General features: G+C 61.7%; 10 protein-coding genes. 6 read left to right on the top strand and 4 right to left on the bottom strand.

Annotation, left to right across the window (positions count from 1 at the left end):
• The coding region (locus tag QMX88_RS16405) for a DUF6396 domain-containing protein (protein WP_282371155.1) at positions 1 to 237 on the top strand (237 nt) is incomplete at its 5' end.
• Positions 238 to 288: 51 nt separating this feature from the next.
• Positions 289 to 1,326, top strand: a complete 1,038-nt coding sequence (locus tag QMX88_RS16400; RefSeq protein ID WP_282371154.1) for an SEL1-like repeat protein — start codon at positions 289 to 291, stop codon at positions 1,324 to 1,326.
• 327 nt (positions 1,327 to 1,653) lie between these two features.
• On the opposite strand, the gene QMX88_RS16395 is transcribed toward QMX88_RS16400, so the two are convergent.
• Both QMX88_RS16395 and QMX88_RS16390 read right to left on the bottom strand, forming a co-directional pair.
• The gene (locus QMX88_RS16395; protein ID WP_282371153.1) at positions 1,654 to 3,126 is read right to left on the bottom strand and encodes an MFS transporter; all 1,473 of its coding nucleotides are present in this window, start codon (positions 3,124 to 3,126) and stop codon (positions 1,654 to 1,656) included.
• A 54-nt stretch (positions 3,127 to 3,180) separates the two neighbouring features.
• Entirely contained in the window at positions 3,181 to 4,422 is a 1,242-nt protein-coding gene (locus QMX88_RS16390; protein WP_282371159.1) for a glutamine synthetase family protein, read from the bottom strand.
• Between the two features lie 354 nt (positions 4,423 to 4,776).
• On the opposite strand from QMX88_RS16390, the gene vioA reads away from it, so the two are divergent.
• Both vioA and QMX88_RS16380 read left to right on the top strand, forming a co-directional pair.
• On the top strand, positions 4,777 to 5,895 hold the full coding sequence (gene vioA, locus QMX88_RS16385; RefSeq protein WP_282371152.1) for a dTDP-4-amino-4,6-dideoxy-D-glucose aminotransferase VioA: 1,119 nt from the start codon (positions 4,777 to 4,779) through the stop codon (positions 5,893 to 5,895).
• 76 nt (positions 5,896 to 5,971) lie between these two features.
• Positions 5,972 to 9,481, top strand: coding sequence for a glycosyltransferase (locus QMX88_RS16380; protein WP_282371151.1), 3,510 nt, complete (start codon positions 5,972 to 5,974; stop codon positions 9,479 to 9,481).
• A 63-nt stretch (positions 9,482 to 9,544) separates the two neighbouring features.
• Here the strand turns inward: QMX88_RS16380 and QMX88_RS16375 are convergent, their stop codons facing one another.
• Positions 9,545 to 10,195: a NeuD/PglB/VioB family sugar acetyltransferase gene (locus QMX88_RS16375; protein ID WP_282371150.1), complete on the bottom strand. Its 651-nt coding sequence runs from the start codon at positions 10,193 to 10,195 to the stop codon at positions 9,545 to 9,547.
• 322 nt (positions 10,196 to 10,517) lie between these two features.
• On the opposite strand from QMX88_RS16375, the gene QMX88_RS16370 reads away from it, so the two are divergent.
• Positions 10,518 to 14,072, top strand: a complete 3,555-nt coding sequence (locus tag QMX88_RS16370; protein WP_282371149.1) for a glycosyltransferase family 2 protein — start codon at positions 10,518 to 10,520, stop codon at positions 14,070 to 14,072.
• 16 nt (positions 14,073 to 14,088) lie between these two features.
• On the opposite strand, the gene QMX88_RS16365 is transcribed toward QMX88_RS16370, so the two are convergent.
• Positions 14,089 to 15,117 (bottom strand): AraC family transcriptional regulator, encoded by a 1,029-nt coding sequence (locus tag QMX88_RS16365; protein WP_282371146.1) that lies wholly within the window; start codon positions 15,115 to 15,117, stop codon positions 14,089 to 14,091.
• Positions 15,118 to 15,305: 188 nt separating this feature from the next.
• Here QMX88_RS16365 and QMX88_RS16360 point away from each other — a divergent pair, with 188 nt between their 5' ends.
• Positions 15,306 to 16,490, top strand: a complete 1,185-nt coding sequence (locus QMX88_RS16360; RefSeq protein WP_282371144.1) for an acetyl-CoA C-acyltransferase family protein — start codon at positions 15,306 to 15,308, stop codon at positions 16,488 to 16,490.
• The last annotated feature ends 8 nt before the right edge of the window (positions 16,491 to 16,498 follow it).

Below are 16,498 nucleotides of genomic sequence, written 5' to 3'. Positions count from 1 at the left end.
CTTATAAGTAACTTTTTGAAAAAAAACCACCACCTCGGCGCCAAAGGCCCGGACATCGACCAGATCGTCCCCCTCCCCCCCGCCAAACTCCCCGATTGGGACGAAACGTTCGAATGGAAGCGCAAACGCGACGCCGCCGTGCCTCCTTCTCCGCCTAGCGAAGAATTGATCGCGCGAATGTGCGAGGAGAAAGGGCTTGATCCCGCTACCGGCTGGCCGTTGAGTGGGTTGAGGTAATATTCCTCGCTACATAAGTAATCAAAGCAAATAGTAAACACAAGGAATGATATGAACTACTTCGGATCAGCAGCGTTATTAATAGTGCTGTCTTTGACAGGCTGCGACGCGAGCGATACCAAAATTACGAGACTCGTTCCTGAAAAAGCCGATTACGACGCTGCTTTCAAGCATCTGGAGTTCGAATGTATTCATGAGGCTGATCGCCTACCCCCATTGGATCCCGACGCCGAACTGTTGTATCGCTATGGGTTGCATCTCGAACAAATAAAGGGGCCGAAGCAATTTGATCTTGCTGCGCGCTATTACAGAATTTCGGCTGCACACGGTCATTACCGCGCAGCCACTAATTTGCAAGCTCTGCTATCACAAGAATTAACAACTGCCACGCAGCCAGCGAAAGAAACAATAAACTTAGTAGAAGGGTTAATGAAGGATCATATACCCGGTGCATTCTACGATATGGGGCATTACTTGGAGCTTGGCTATGGCGTTAAGCAAGATCCATCCGCCGCACGCTATTACTTCCGACGCTCCGCCGAGCTGGGAAACCCTGAAGCACAATATTACGTCGCCGAGTTGCTGGTGCGAATTAAAGGAGCCGGGATAGTAGCGTCCCAGATGCGGCGCTGCGCAATGGAGCAAAACCATCCTAAAGCGGCATTTGCTTATGGCATCGCGCGACAAAACCAGAGGGAATACCGTGCAGCCTTGGAGGCGTATCAGATTTCCGTAACAGCAGGCTATCCTACCAGCGCGCTGATACTTGAAGATGGCTTCAAAGTGATTAACCCAGAGAGTAATGATTATCTGGGCGTAGAGGAAGACTTGGAGAGATCCTACCGTTACGAACTGATCGGGGCTTTCCTGAGCAGATACGAACACCTCGGCGCCAAGGTCCCCGACATCGACCAAATCGTCCCCCTCCCCCCAGCCAAACTCCCCGAGTGGGACGAAACATTCGAATGGAAGCGCAAGCGCGACGCTGCCGTAACTCCGCCGCCACCCAGCGAAGAACTGATCGCGCGGATGTGTGAGGAGAAAGACCTTGATCCAGCAACGGGCTGGCCGTTGAGCGGATTGAAGTAATAGCACTCGGCGCAGATTGTCGGCTACATGTACTAGCGCGCTTGCCCGCGAATGGGGCCAGCCAGACAAAATCCATTTCGCAGACAGATCGCCTTCGCGAGCAAGCTCACTCCTACAGTGGCTTGTGTCGGCCAAAGTTTGAGGGTGAGACGCGGAACCTGTGGGAGTGAGCTTGCTCACGAATGCGACGGGTCAGGCAAATTCCCCATCACTGACACACCGCCTTCGCGAGCAAGGTGAAGCGCCACCCCGGTCGCCCCCACAGAGTGCTACGGCGCAGGGGAAAAAGTGGATCGCAGCAAGATCAAAAAGATCAACAAGCCTCCATCACAAAGGCCGATCCACCCCAACATCCCGACGCACTTCAACCGCCTCCTCCGGCCCAGCCGCTTCAGGTTCAGCAGCCACTTCCTCATCCATAATCGCCACCGGTCGCACGACGCCTTCACCCGACGCCACAACCCGCTCCACCATCTCTGGCTGCACTTCAGATTCAGCCGCCACATCCGGCGCCACATCCGACGAAACCTCAGGCTCAACGTCCTGCATCTGATCCTGCACCACCTGCTCATCAACCCGAGGGTCAAGGGCAACTACCAGCGGGGAGCTGGACATGCTGTCGGGCATCGCGATGTGGTGCAGCGGGGCGTCTTCGACCTGGTGCAGGTTGGTGACGGCTTTCGGACGAATACGCAGCACCAGCACAAGCGCCACGAAGCAGACGAAGGCGTAGAGCATGTTGCTGCCGAACATCTTCATCAGCACGCCGGACACCAGGGGGCCGGCACTGGCGCCGACGCCGTACGTCATCAGCAGCATGGCGGTCAGGGACACGCGGCGTTCGCCTTCGACGTGGTCGTTGGAGAAGGCCACGGCCAGCGGGTACAGGGAAAACTGCAGCAGCGAGGCCAGGAATCCCACCGCCAGCAACAGCTCCATCGGCACGCTGGGGAGGATCGCCAGGGGCAGCGAGGCCAGCACCAGCAAACCTGCTACGCCGCGAATCAGCCAGGCGCGGTCGTAGCGGTCTGACAGCTTGCCCAGCGGTCCTTGCACGATAAGGCCCGCGCCGATGCAGCTGGCCATAAACAGGCCGACATGCTCGGTCGACAGCCCCTGTTGCGCGGCATACAACGGCGCCAGACCGTAGAACGAGCCGATGATCATGCCGGCGCTCAACACGGTGGTCAGGGATTGCGGCACCCGGCGCATGAAGAACAGCGGTTCCAGCGGTGCCGGGTGCATCGGTGCCGGGTGAATGCTGCGGGTCATTGCCACGGGCACGAGGCAGAGGGCAAAACACATCGCCACGAGCATCAGCAGCTCAGGGCCCAGTTGCGGGTGGATGACCAGAATCAGCTGGCCGAGCACCAGCCCGAGGTACGACGCGATCATGTAGAGGCTGAACACCGTGCCGCGCTGCTTGGGCGAGGCCTGCTCGTTGAGCCAGCTCTCGATGACCATGTACTGGCACATCATGCCCAGGCCGACAATCATCCGCAGGAAAATCCACGCCGGCAGGTAGTCGAACAGCCCGTGGCCCAGCACCGCCGCGCCGACGATCCCGGCGCAGGTCGCGTACGCGCGAATGTGCCCGATCCGGCCGATCAGCCGGTGGCCGATCTTGCCGCCCAAGGCCAGACCGACATAGTTCGCGGCCATCAACGCACCCACCCATAGGCCATCGACCTGATCGGCGGCCAGACGCAAGGCAAGGTAGGTGCTGAGCAGGCCCGAGCCGATCAACATCATCAGCGAGGCAAAATACAGCGCTCGAAAGGACTTCCAGATTTGGCGCATAGCTTTCCAAAAGACGGAAACCCTCGATTCCAGAGGATTTCCGAACAGCGATTCTTAAGCCTGAGCGGCCAGAACGCGGCGCTCCCAGGGGGTGATTTCGTTGAAGAAGCTGGTCAGTTCCAGGGTCTTCGACGCGACGTAGCCTTCGATGAATTCGGCACCAAACAGTTCCTTGGCCAACGAGCTGCGAGTCAGACGTTCCAGGGCAGCGTGCAGGGTACATGGCAACGACAGATTATCGGGCACAACGAACTCGCCCTGGATCGGCGGTGACGGTTCCAGCGCGTGCTCGATGCCATAAAGCCCCGCAGCGAGACTGGCCGCAATGGCCAGATACGGGTTGGCGTCGGCGCCGGGCAGACGGTTCTCGACCCGACGGGCGACCGGTGCGCTGGCCGGAATGCGCAGCCCCGCCGAGCGATTGTCGTGGGACCAGCACGCGTTGTTCGGCGAGGCGAACGGATGGCACAGGCGCTGATAGGAGTTGACGTTGGGCGCAAACAACGCGGTGAAATCGGCCATCGCCGCCTGCTGCCCGCCGATGAAGTGATGGAACAGCTCGGTCGTCCCGCCCTGCTCATCGCTGAAGATGTTCTGGCCTGTGATGGTGTCGACCACGCTCTGGTGAATGTGCATCGAACTGCCGGGGGTGTGCGCCAGCGGTTTGGCCATGCACACCACGATCAGGCCGTGCTTGAGCGCGACTTCCTTGAGCATGTGTTTGAACAGAAATGTCTGGTCGGCCAGCAGCAGCGGATCGCCGTGCAGCAGATTGATCTCGAACTGGCTGACGCCCATCTCGTGCATGACGGTGTCGCGGGGCAGGCCAAGCGCAGCCATGCAGGCGTAGACCTCTTTGAAGAACGGCCGCAGGCCGTTGTTGGAACTGATGCTGAACGCCGACTGGCCGTCCTCGCGACGACCGTCCAGACCGACCGGCGGCTGGAAGGGCTGGCTCGGATCCGGGTTGGCGGCGAAGACGAAGAACTCAAGCTCAGTGGCCACCACCGGTGACCAGCCATGCCGGGCGTAGCGGGCGATCACAGACTTGAGCTGGCCGCGGGTGGACAGCGGCGACGGCTGGCCGTCGAGCTCGTCGGCGTCGCAGATTGCGAGGGCGCGAGGCTCGTCGCTCCACGGCAGACGGTGGATCTGCTGCGGGTCGGCGATCAAGGCCAGGTCGCCGTCGTCGCTGCCGTAGAATTTTGACGGCGGGTAGCCGCCCATGATGCATTGCAGCAGCACGCCCCGCGCCAACTGCAACCGACGGCTTTCGAGAAAGCCCTCCCCGGTCATCACCTTCCCTCGTGGCACGCCGTTCAGATCCGGCGTGACGCATTCAATTTCATCAATGCCCATCAGTCGCTGCGCGAGTGAATGGTGGTCATCGCTGCTCATGACTCAAATCCTTTTTATGGGGCAGGCCGCAGGGCGGCAAGGCGTACAAAATAAGCGTCAGGCGTTCGGAATATCAAGCGCATCTTTGCAGCATGGCGGGTTGGCCGGGTTCTTGCTTTTTTCGGTGCCATAGCGCCGCAAACGCCATTTCGATGACGGCGAGCGTTCGACGACGCCAGCCATCACAGCGCGGGCGTTTCGCCGTGCGTCAACGCGCACAGCCCGCAGCGCGTCAGAGAGCACAGGAAGCTTATGAGTAAAACGATCCCGGTCACCCAGCCGCTGCTGCCTCCGCTGGAAGAGTTCATGCCGTATCTGCAGCAGATATGGGACAGCAAGCGCCTGACCAACGCCGGGCCGTTCCATGAAAAGCTGGAGAAAGACCTGGCCGCGTACCTGGGCGTCGACCACTTGTGCCTGTTTTCCAACGGCACGCTGGCGCTGCTCACGGCGTTGCAAGCGTTGCGCGTGACCGGCGAAGTTATCACCACGCCCTACTCGTTTGTCGCCACCGCCCATTCGCTGCTGTGGAACGGGCTCAAACCGGTGTTCGTCGACATCGCGCCGGGCACCTTCAACCTCGACCCTGACCGCATCGAAGAAGCCATCACCCCGGCAACCACCGCGATCATGCCGGTGCATTGCTATGGCATGCCGTGTGACGTCGACCGCATCCAGCAGATCGCCGACCGCTACGGCCTGAAAGTGATCTACGACGCCGCCCACGCCTTCGGTGTGCAGCACCAGGGGCAAAGCCTGCTGCGCAACGGCGACCTGTCGGTGCTCAGCTTCCACGCCACCAAAGTCTTCAACACCTTCGAGGGCGGCGCGATTGTCTGCCCGGACGCGAAAACCAAAAAACGCATCGATTACCTGAAGAACTTCGGTTTCGCCGATGAAGTGACCGTCGTTGCCCCCGGCATCAACGGCAAGATGAGCGAGATCAACGCCGCGTTCGGCCTGTTGCAGCTCAACTACATCGATGGCGCGCTGGAACGCAGAAAGCAGATCGACACGATGTACCGCGAAGCACTGACGCAAATACCGGGCATCGATTTGCTCTGGAGCCCCGGCGAGCATCACAACTATTCGTACTTCCCGGTGCTGGTGGGCGACGCCTTCCCCATCAGCCGAGACGCCTTGTTCGAGCGCTTTCGCGAGCAGGACATTCTGGTCCGGCGCTATTTCTACCCGTTGATCTCGTCTTTCCCGATGTACCGCAGCCTGGAATCCGCCAAACCGGACCGCCTGCAGGTGGCGAGCGATGTGTCGAATCGGGTTCTGTGCCTGCCGATCTTCGATAGCCTCACCCCGGATGAATTCGCCCGCATCATCGCGATCATGCAGACGGTGCTGGCCGAGCACCGCTGAGCCGCGCCCACATTCACATCGCCGGTCCGCCCCATGAGCGTGAACCGGCGCCCGTCATCCGTCGCAAGGTAACCCGATGAGCGCTTCACGCCTGGTCAGCATCGTCATTCCCGCCTACAAACCCACGTACTTCGAGTTGGCGCTGCGCAGCGCTTTTGCGCAGGACTACGATCAGCTGGAGATCGTGATCTGCGACGACTGTCGTGACGGCGGCATTCGCGCGCTGGTGGATCAGTTGACGCCGGAAAGCCCGTTCCCGATTCGTTATTTCTTCAACGAACATTCGCTGGGCGAAGCGCTGAACGGCGCACGCGGGGTCAGGGAGGCGCGGGGCGAGTACATCAAGTTTCTCTACGACGACGACCTGCTGGAGCCCGAGTGTGTCAGTGCGCTGGTCGAGCTGCTGCATGGCCATCCGGACATCACCCTCGCCGCCTCCACCCGACGCCTGATCGACGAAAACGGCGACTTTCTGCCGGATACCCTGGTCACGTTTTTCCCCTTCAAGGAAGACGTGGTCATTCACGGGCCGGAACTGGTGTCGTTGCTGTCGGAAATCCCGCTGACCTTCATGGGCGAACCCAGTTCGGTGATGTGCCGTCGCGATGACGTGCTGGCCCATGGCGACGACATCATGTCGCTCAAGGGGCAACCGATTATGTGGCTGGGCGATGTCAGCCTGTACGTCAAGCTGTTGCGAGCGGGCAACCTGGCCATGCTGGGGCGCCCGCTGTCCCGGTTTCGCATGACCGACACCCAGACCAGCAGCATCACCCGCGCTGCGCCGCAAATCGCCAAAGAAGGCCACGCCCATTTTTACCGCATCACCCAGGAGCTGGAGTGGCGCCGGGAATCCAGGCGCAACGGCGACGTGAAGATAGCGCCCCTGCGTGATCGCGAGAACTTCTCCAATTTCAACCTGCGTGCCTGGTTCTTGCAGAAGTCGGCTGCCGACCTGCGCAATGACCAGATTCTGGACTGGGCCGGCAAGCGTCGCCCCACCGGGCCGCAGAAACCGCACATCGTGCAGTATTTTCAGCAGCACAACGGCGCGCCGGCCTTTGCAGTGATCATTTCGGATCTGCACAACCGGCAGCAGGCGCTGATCAAGACGCTGGTGAGCGTCGAGGACGCCACCCGAGGCTGGATGCCGCCCAAGGTCTTCGTGCTGTACGACGGCAGTGTTGAGGCACCGCGAGGCGAGGCCGATGGCACAGCCGTGTACGTTCCGGTCACCGGGCAGAATCGGGCGCCGCAACTCAACCGGCTGATGGATGAGCAGAGTTTCGACTGGTTTCTGATGCTCGATGCCGGCGCCACGGTGCATGTCGCCGGGCTGTTCAAGGCGGCTGTCAAGATCAGCGAGGGGCCGACCACCCGGGCCTTGTTCGCCGATGAAATCGCCCAGACCCAGGAAGACAAGCTGGAAGTCATGCTGCGGCCGGACTTCAGTCTTGACTACCTGCTCAGCTGCCCCGCCGTCACCAGCAAGCACTGGATCTTCAACCGCTATTCGGTGATCGATGCCGGGCGGTTTGACCCGCACTACCCTCAGGCCCTCGAACTGGACCTGATCCTTCGCCTGATCGAGCACGACGGCATGGGCGGCCTTGAGCACATTGCCGAGCCGCTCGTTACCCACCGAACGGAAGCGCGCGAGTCGAACCTCGATGAAGGGCGAACGCTGCAGCGCCACCTGCTCGTCCGAGGCTATGAAAACGGGCAGGTGATCGAGACGAGTCCGCGCCAATACCGGATCAATTACGGCCGCACAGGCCATCCCAAGGTGTCGATCATTGTTGTCGCCCGGGATCAGATCCTGCTGCTGCAGCGTTGCGTCGAGAGCATTCTGGAAAAGACCACCTACCCGGATTACGAGATCCTGATCGTCGACAACGACAGCCAGGCGCCGGAAGCCGTTGACTGGCTGAATGGCGTCGCGGCCATGGGGCTGGATCAGGTCCGTGTCCTGCGCCAACCCGGTGATTTCGACCGCTCGGCTCTCTACAACAGCGCCGCACGCCAGGCGACCGGCGATTATTTGTTGCTGCTCGACAACCGCACCGCCGTGTTGCACGGCGATTGGCTCGACAGCCTGCTCAATCATGCGCAGCGGCCCGAAGTCGGCATCGTCGGCGCAAAACTGCTGGCGCCGGACAACACGATCGCCCATGCAGGGCTGATCCTTGGGCTTCACGATCCGGTCACCTCGATCTTCAACGGCCAGAGCGGCGCCAGTGAAGGCTACATGCAGCGACTGGCGGTGGATCAGAACTACAGCGCGGTCAGCGATGCCTGCCTGATGATCAGTCGGGTCCTGTTTGAGGCGGCGCAAGGGCTGGATGAAACGGCGCTGAACAACCGCTATCGCGGCATCGACCTGTGCCTGCGAGTGAAGGAATCCGGGCGATTGATTGTCTGGACGCCCCACGTGGTGCTGCTTCACGAAGCGGCCCAGACCGATCTGCCGAATGAAGGTGAAAAGCACGCGCTGTACAACAAATGGCTGACGTACATCGCCCACGACCCTGCGTACAGCGATAACTTCTCGGCGCGTGCTCAGGGCTTGCAGCTCGAAACCAACACCGAGTTGACGTGGCGGCCGCTGTCGTGGCGACCGGTGCCCATCGTGCTTGCTCATCCGGATGAGCTGTCCGGATCAAGCCAACGCCTGACGGGTGCCCTGGATGCATTGGCTGAAGCGCTGCTGATCGAGCCTGTCTCGGTTTCTGCAACACTGACCCTCGGCGAGTTCGCCCGACTGCGCCCGGAGACGCTTATCCTACAGAGGCCGTGGAACCAGGCGGCGATCCGGGACGTGGCGACCATCAAGTCCCACGCAAACGCGCTACGCCTCTATGACATGGATGAATACCCGCCCTCAGCCGAGCAACTGCCGGATGCCCCTTCTGTGCAGCAGGTCCGTGCCGACCTTCAGGCCGGTCTTGCGCTGATGGACAGGGTGGTGGTTTCCAGCGCCGGGCTGGCGGATGAACTGGGCGCCTGCCACGAGAATATTTACATCATCGAAACCCGGCTGGCGGAGCGCTGGAAAACGGTGCAGTGCGTCTCCCTGCCCCACCGCAAACCCCGGGTCGGCTGGGTGGGCAGCGTTACGGACTTGCCTGCGCTGGTGTTGATCGCCGACGTAATAAAGGCCCTCGCCGAGCAGGTCGAGTGGGTGATCATGGGCCCTTGTCCGCAGGCGTTGCGCCCTTACATTCACGAATGGCGCAGCGCGGTCGAAGGCGAGTTATACCCCGGCGTGGTTGCTTCACTGAATCTCGCTGTCGCCCTGATTCCGGCCAGCCAAGACAGGTTTGGCGAGCACAAGAGCTGCCGTCTGGCCCTGGAGTTCGGCGCCTGTGGTTATCCGGTGATCGCCAGCGACGTGCAGGGCCTGCGTAACAACCTGCCACTCACGCGGGTGCAGAACACAACGGCCGCCTGGACCGATGCCATCGCCTGGCACCTCAATGATCTGGACGAGTCGGAACGACTTGGCCAAACCTTGAAGCAGCAGGTGCTCAGTGACTGGATAATCGATGAGGCTTATCTGCAGCGCTGGTACCAGGTCCTGGTTTAACTGCTGAAGTCGACAGCCCGCTTTTCATCTTGTCGCGGGCAAGCGCTGAAGGGTCGGGAGCCGCTACACATTCTGCGAGGTCATCTCCCTAGCGGGCACTCCCACCACGACGCTTCCCGGCGCTACATTTTTCACCACGACACCTCCAGCGCCTACCACCGCCCCACGGCCAACTCGAACTTTGGGCAATATGGAGACACGGGATCCGAGGAAAACTTCATCCTCCAGAATCGCCCCGCCCGTTACGTCGCAGTGCAGACTCAAGGTTGAAAAATGACCAATGTAGGCGTCATGGGAAATGGTGCACAGGGTATTAACCGTCACAAAATCACCGATTTCGAGATCGGCGGACAGTACCGAATACGGGCAGATAAGCACCCCTTGGCCGATCTTCACGTTGTCTCCCACAATCGCTGTTGAGTGGATCAAGGTAAAAAACTGCGCGCCTTTTGCCAGCAATTTTTCCACGACATATTTCTTGTCAGAGGGCTTGCCGATAGCGCACAGCAGGAACTCATCTGCTTTGGGCTGATAATCCTCGATGGTAGAAATGATATCGGCGTAGTGATTGAAGCGATTGAGCGACAAGCTTCCATCATCGAGAAAACCACCTATGACATGGCCAGGATGATGAGCCATCCAGTCCTTTAACCAGAAGTGCACTTCTCGGCCCAAGCCACCCGCACCTACGATGATGAGTTTTTTTACGTTCATGGGAACAGCCACCTGATCAACAACATTCGGCTTACGTTTAGCCAAAGGTAATAGGCTGCGTTCAAGCAAAAAACAGACCATCAGTCAGCAACTCGGCTGCGAGGGGCTTCGCGCCTGACGCTCCGGATCCAAGACATCACTGAACCGATGCCCAACGTCAAAAAAGAGACGTAAGGATCACGCCGTTTTCTACTTTCTAACCTGCCCCGAAGGGCTGACCATCGGTATTGATCCGCTCCTTTGGCCGGGATATTGCTTCACCCGTCGCTCATGCCTTGAGCGTCATTTTCATGGCAGATTCTTTTATTTACCGGATACCCCCATGGATTCTCAACGACTGGTTAGCGTCGTCATCGCCGTCTGCCGCACCGAGTTTTTTGAAACCGCGCTGAGCAGCGTGATCGGGCAGACCCACGATGCGATCGAAATCGTGATCTGCGACGACGCCACGGACGGTCTGGCAGAAACCGTAACGGACCTGTACCGGGCGTCGTGCCGCTGGCCGATTCGCTACCTGCGCAACGAGTCTCCACTGGGCGCCGAGGCTTGTTTCAACCGCGGCGCTGCCGACGCTTGCGGGCGGTACATCAAGTTCATGGCGGGTGACGCCGTGCTGGCGCCGGACTGCATTCAGCAGATGGTCACGGCGCTGGAGGTCAATCCCCAGGCCGCACTGGTGGCTGCGCACCGCCAATGGTTGAACGCCGAGGGCGTGGCGCTGCAGGAGAATCTGGCGACACGCTTTCGCGTCACCGAGCCCACGGTATTCAACGGGCCTGACGTGGTTGCGCTGCTGGGGGAGTTCACCTGCAATTTCATCGGTGAGTTGAGCAGCGTGCTGTGTCGCCGCGATGACATGCTGGCGTTGGGCGCCGATCTGTTTTCCCTCAACGGTGAATCCGTCGGCCCGCTGGGGCACTTGGCGCTGTACGCCAATTTGCTGCACGACGCCGAGCTGATCCTGCTGCCGGCGACGCTGACGGGCACACGCATCGCGCCGCAACAGCTGACCGAACAAGGCATCGAAATTGTCGGCACGGACAGTGATCACCTGCCCGTGTTTCATCGGCTGATCCGTGAAGCCGGCTGGGCCAGCACGTCGCTGGACAACGGCTGGGTCGGCGCCCGCCCGTTGTCGGCAACCCAGGGGTTTACCGATTTCAACCTGCTCGCGCAGTTGTCCGCGCCGTTGCCGCAACGGTTGAACCCGCAGCAGGTCGAGGCCTGGCTCGGTCATCGCGTGCCGACGGCCGACCAGCAAACGCAGATCGACCAGCACCTGGCCGACGTCGGCGCGCCTTCGCTGTTGGTGGTGATCAAGGATGTTGCCAACGCCCCGGAAAAGATTCAGCGCAGCCTCGACAGCCTGGCCCGCCACGGCGCCCTGCACGCTGCCATAAACGTCGTGGTGTTGACCGACGCGACCGAGCGGCCGGCCACCTTGGTCGGCCCTAGGGGGACCACCCTTGCCATCGGCGCTATGAACACTGCTGCGCTGCTCAATCAGGTGGTCGAAAACCACCGTTTTGACTGGCTGATCGTGATTGACGCCGGCACCCAATTCACGGCGTTCGGCCTCGCTGCCAGCGCGCTGAAGCTGCTCGATTCCCCTGACGCCCGCGCCGCCTTCGCCGATGAAATGCACCGGCGGCCTCGGGGTGGCTTGAGTTCAGCCATGCGCCCGGACTTCAACCTCGATTATCTGCTGAGCTACCCGCTGCTGACCGCAGGTCATTGGCTTTTCCTGCGGCAGACCCTGGTGGACCTCGGCGGCTTCGATGAGCGCTTCGCCGATGCCGCTGAATTCGACCTGATCTTGCGGTTGTTCGAGGGTGAAGGCGCCGGGCAGATCGTTCACATCAGTGAGCCGCTGCTGGTCTGTGACCTGCCGGAAGCGGTGGATAATCCTGACGAAATCGCCACATTGCAGCGCCATCTGCAGGTGCGAGGTTATCCGCGCGCGGTCATCGAACACACCCTGCCCCGCCGCTACCACGTGCGCTACGGCCACAGCGATCAACCCTTGGTGTCGATCATCGTCCCGACTAAGGATCAGCTGCCGTTTCTGCAGCGCTGCGTCGAAACCCTGCTGCACACCACGCGCTACCTGAATTACGAACTGCTCATCGTCGACAACAACAGCGAAACCCCCGAAGCCCTCGAATGGCTGGCGCGCATCGACGCCCTGGGCTCGGCGCAGGTGCGCGTGCTGCGTTACCCGCACCCGTTCAACTATTCGCGCATCAATAACGTCGCTGCGGCCCAGGCCAAGGGCGATTACCTGGTGCTGCTGAACAACGACACCGCCATCGTCCATACGCGTTGGCTGGACGAATTGCTCAATCACGCGTTGCGGCCTGAGGTGGGTGTGGTCGGCGCCAAGCTGCTGTTCCCCAACGGACGCATGCAGCATGCCGGCGTGCGCTTGGGCATGGACGGCCCGGCCGGTCACCAGCACATCGGTGAGCCCGGGCACATTCAGGGTTACATGCAGCGCGTGCAGGTGGATCAGGACTTGAGCGCGGTGACAGCGGCGTGCCTGATGGTTCGCCGCTCGATTTACGAGGCCGTCGGCGGGCTAGATGAAGAGGCCTTCGTCGTGTCCTACAACGACGTCGATCTGTGCATGAAAGTCGGCGCCCTCGGCTACCTGAATGTCTGGACACCCCACTCGGTCTTGATCCACGAGGGCAGCGTCAGCCAGACCCACGTCGACACCGCCACGCAGCAGGCCAAGCGCAAGCGCTTCGTCGGCGAGCAACTGGCGATGTACCGCAAATGGCTGCCGACCCTGGCGAACGACAGCGCCTTCAACCCCAATCTTTCGTTCGACCTGCAATCAGTCGAGCTCGAACTCAACATGCCGCTGGTCTGGCGGCCGATGGCCTGGCGCCGCGATCCGGTGGTGCTGGCCTACCCCGCCGGCCTCTGGGCCTCGCCCCATGAGCGGGTGATCGCGCCGTTCGAGACGCTGCAAGCCGCCGGTGTTGTGGACGGCATGCTCAGCAGCCAGGCGCTGTCGATTCCTCAGGAGGGTCGCTTCAAGCCCAACGTCGTGGTGTTTCAGGCCCGGCTCGACGCCGATCACCTGCAAACCATCGCCCGCGCCCAGCTGTTGCCGGATGCCTTCGTGGTGCTCGACATCAATGACCTGCAACTGGGCTCCCGGACGCCGGGCGAAGACCCGTTCGCCTTTGATGCCGAGTGCGTCGATCTGCTGCAGAAGAGCCTGCACCAGGCCCATCGCGTGATCGCTTCGACCCAAGTCCTCGCCGATATCGCTCGCGAATTTCACGCGGACGTGCGGCTGCTACCTTCGCGCCTGTCGCCTCTGGTCTGGGGCCACCTCGTCTCGCGCCGTGGCGTGGGTGGCAAGCCGAGGGTCGGTCTGGTCAGTGATCGCTGGCAGCCACAGGATCTGCACATGATGCTCGCCGTGGTCGAGGCCCTGGCAGAAGAGGTGGAGTGGATCGTGTTGGGCGATGACCAGGGCGTGCTGCGCAGTCATGCCCATGAATCCCACGACCGGCCGCCCGCCGAGCAATACGCCACAGCCGTCGCCGACTTGAACCTCGACCTCGCCCTGCTTCCCGCCGTGGATAACCTGTTCGGCGCCTGCAAGAACAACATCACCCTGTTGCAACTGGGCGCCTGCGGTGTGCCGGTGATCTGCAGCGACGTTCGCGCCTACGCCGGCGACTTGCCGGTGACGCGGGTGCCGAACACGCTGGAGGCCTGGGTCAACCTGATTCGTGCCCACACGATGGACCTGACCAGCGCCGCGCTGCTCGGCGACGACTTGCGCGAGCAGGTGCTTCGCGACTGGATGTTCGACGACGCGGCTGTTCAGGCCTGGCGCGAGGCGTGGCTGCCCTGACACCGGCGGCGGCTCATCAGTCCGCCGTCATTGAGTCGCTGGCGGTTTGCTTTCTGCGGTAGCCGCCCGGACTTTCCCCGGTCCATTTCTTGAACGCCCGGTGAAACGCGCTGGGCTCCTGAAATCCCACCAAGGACGCGATCTCCACCACGCTCAGCTCGGTGTCGCGCAGCTTCTGTTGGGCGATGCCGCGGCGAACGTCATCCTTGATCCCTTGAAACGCGCAGCCCTCGCGCTCCAGCCGACGGCGGAAGGTGGTGGCACTGAGTTTCAGTTCATCGGCCATTTCCAGCAGCGTCGGCCAGTGGCCGTAATGGCTGTTGCGCAGGCGCTGATAAACCTGCGCCGCCAGCCCGCGCTGGTTGCGGTAGCGAATGACCAGCCACTGCGGCGCGGTGCGTAAAAATGATTTCAGCGACGGCAACGACTGCACCACCGGCAGACGCAGGTAGTGGCTGGAGAACTCGATTTCGGTGCGTTGCTCGCCAAAACTCAGGTTGAACCCCCACAGCAGTGAGTCGTCGCTGAGGCGCTGACGGCGCTGGCGAAACTGTGCGCGGTCGATGCTGATGCGGCGCCCGCCGAGCCAGCACAACAAGCTGATCATCAGCAGCAAAAACGTCTCTTCACCGAAGCGCTGCCGGACCGGGTCGTCTGTCGTGGTGTCCACCGCGAGCACGGCGCGCGCGCCGCGAACAATGAGGCTGCCGCGAAAATCGCGCAAGAACAGGCCGAAATTGCTCAGGCACTGGCGCAGGGCCTTTTCCAGAGTGGGTTCCTGAATCAGCCCCCGGCAAATCAGGGCGAAGCTGCCCAGGGGCATGCCGTGGGAATCGAGGCCGAAAAACTCGTCGCCCAGTTCCTTGATCTGAATCAGCCACAACGCCGCAAACGCGCTGGCCGAAACCCGCGCCGTGGGGTCGTCGAGCAGCGCCATGTCGATCTCCGCCGCCTCAAGAACCGACTGCAAACGCAGTGGCTGGTCGCGCAGCGCGTGGACGATCAACTGGACGAAGTAGATCGACACTGAATCCTTTTCCCGCATGACCGCCTTTCCCTTCTTGAATGGTGCACCACGGATCAGGCGCTGATGGTAAAGAACGCCAGCCCATCTGGACAGTTTCGGCATAGGCCCGCCCCGAACGCCGATCTAGACTTGCCCGCAGTCAGCACCGGCCGAAACGCCATTTCGCCGTGCCGCCCCCATAATTCCAATACGTGTCAGGAGTCCCCATGAGCACACCCGAAGTTTTCGTCGTCAGCGCACTGCGTACCGCCATCGGTGGATTCGGCGGTTCCCTCAAGGACGTCTCGCCCATCGAACTGGGCACCCAGGTCAGCCGCGCCGCATTGGCCACATCCGGTATCGCACCGGAGCACATCGGCCATGTGGTCATGGGCCACGTGATCCCCACCGAAGTACGCGATGCCTATCTTTCCCGGGTGATCGCCCTCGAAGCCGGCCTGACCAAAGAAACCCCCGCCATAAACGTCAACCGCCTGTGCGGTTCGGGGTTGCAAGCCATCGTCTCGGCGGCGCAGTCGCTGATGCTCGGCGACGCCCAGGCCGTGCTGGCCGGTGGCGCCGAATCCATGAGCCGTGGCGCGTACATCATGCCCCAGGCCCGCTGGGGCGCGCGCATGGGCAACGTGCAGGCGTATGACTACATGCTCGGCGCGTTGCACGACCCGTTCGCCAATATTCACATGGGCATCACCGCCGAAAACATCGCCGAGCATTACGGCATCACCCGTGCCGATCAGGACGCCCTGGCGCTGACCAGCCAGCAGCGCGCCGCCCACGCCATCGCCGAGGGCCGTTTCGAGGGCCAGATCGTGCCGATCGAGATCGCCACGCGCAAAGGCACCGTGACCTTCGCCCAGGACGAACACGTGCGTGGCGACGTGACGGCCGAGCAACTGGAGAAGATGAAGACCGCGTTCAAGAAGGACGGCACCGTCACCGCCGGCAACGCGTCCGGCCTCAACGACGGCGCGGCGGCGCTGGTCATGGCCAATGGCGACATGGTCCGCGCGAACGGCCTCAAGCCGATGGCGCGTCTGGTGGCGTATGCCCATGCCGGGGTTGATCCGGCGATGATGGGGTTGGGGCCGATCCCGGCCAGCCGCAAAGTACTGGAGCGCGCCGGCCTGACCGTGGCGGATCTGGACGTGATTGAATCCAACGAAGCCTTCGCCGCCCAGGCCTGCGCCGTTGCCCGTGAGCTAGGCTTTGATCCGGCCAAGGTCAACCCGAATGGCTCGGGCATCTCCCTCGGCCACCCGGTGGGCGCGACGGGGGCGATCATCGCCACCAAAGCGATCCACGAGCTGCACCGGGTTCAGGGCCGCTATGCGCTGGTGACCATGTGCATCGGCGGCGGTCAGGGCATCGCCGTCATTTTCGAACGCGTGTAAGGAGGCTT

The organism is Pseudomonas sp. PS02290 (assembly GCF_029960075.1).
GTDB lineage: Bacteria > Pseudomonadota > Gammaproteobacteria > Pseudomonadales > Pseudomonadaceae > Aquipseudomonas.
The sequence above is the reverse complement of the archived record's forward strand: the minus strand, read 5'-3'. Positions and strand labels throughout refer to the sequence as shown.

What these genes read in the sequence shown, in the direction of transcription:
- vioA (WP_282371152.1), top strand. Translation starts at nt 4,777, where the DNA reads ATGAGTAAAACGATCCCGGTCACCCAGCCGCTGCTGCCTCCGCTGGAA.
- QMX88_RS16400 (WP_282371154.1), top strand. Translation starts at nt 289, where the DNA reads ATGAACTACTTCGGATCAGCAGCGTTATTAATAGTGCTGTCTTTGACA.
- QMX88_RS16370 (WP_282371149.1), top strand. Translation starts at nt 10,518, where the DNA reads ATGGATTCTCAACGACTGGTTAGCGTCGTCATCGCCGTCTGCCGCACC.
- QMX88_RS16375 (WP_282371150.1), bottom strand. Translation starts at nt 10,195, where the DNA reads ATGAACGTAAAAAAACTCATCATCGTAGGTGCGGGTGGCTTGGGCCGA.
- QMX88_RS16360 (WP_282371144.1), top strand. Translation starts at nt 15,306, where the DNA reads ATGAGCACACCCGAAGTTTTCGTCGTCAGCGCACTGCGTACCGCCATC.
- QMX88_RS16380 (WP_282371151.1), top strand. Translation starts at nt 5,972, where the DNA reads ATGAGCGCTTCACGCCTGGTCAGCATCGTCATTCCCGCCTACAAACCC.
- QMX88_RS16395 (WP_282371153.1), bottom strand. Translation starts at nt 3,126, where the DNA reads ATGCGCCAAATCTGGAAGTCCTTTCGAGCGCTGTATTTTGCCTCGCTG.
- QMX88_RS16390 (WP_282371159.1), bottom strand. Translation starts at nt 4,422, where the DNA reads ATGACCGGGGAGGGCTTTCTCGAAAGCCGTCGGTTGCAGTTGGCGCGG.
- QMX88_RS16365 (WP_282371146.1), bottom strand. Translation starts at nt 15,117, where the DNA reads ATGCGGGAAAAGGATTCAGTGTCGATCTACTTCGTCCAGTTGATCGTC.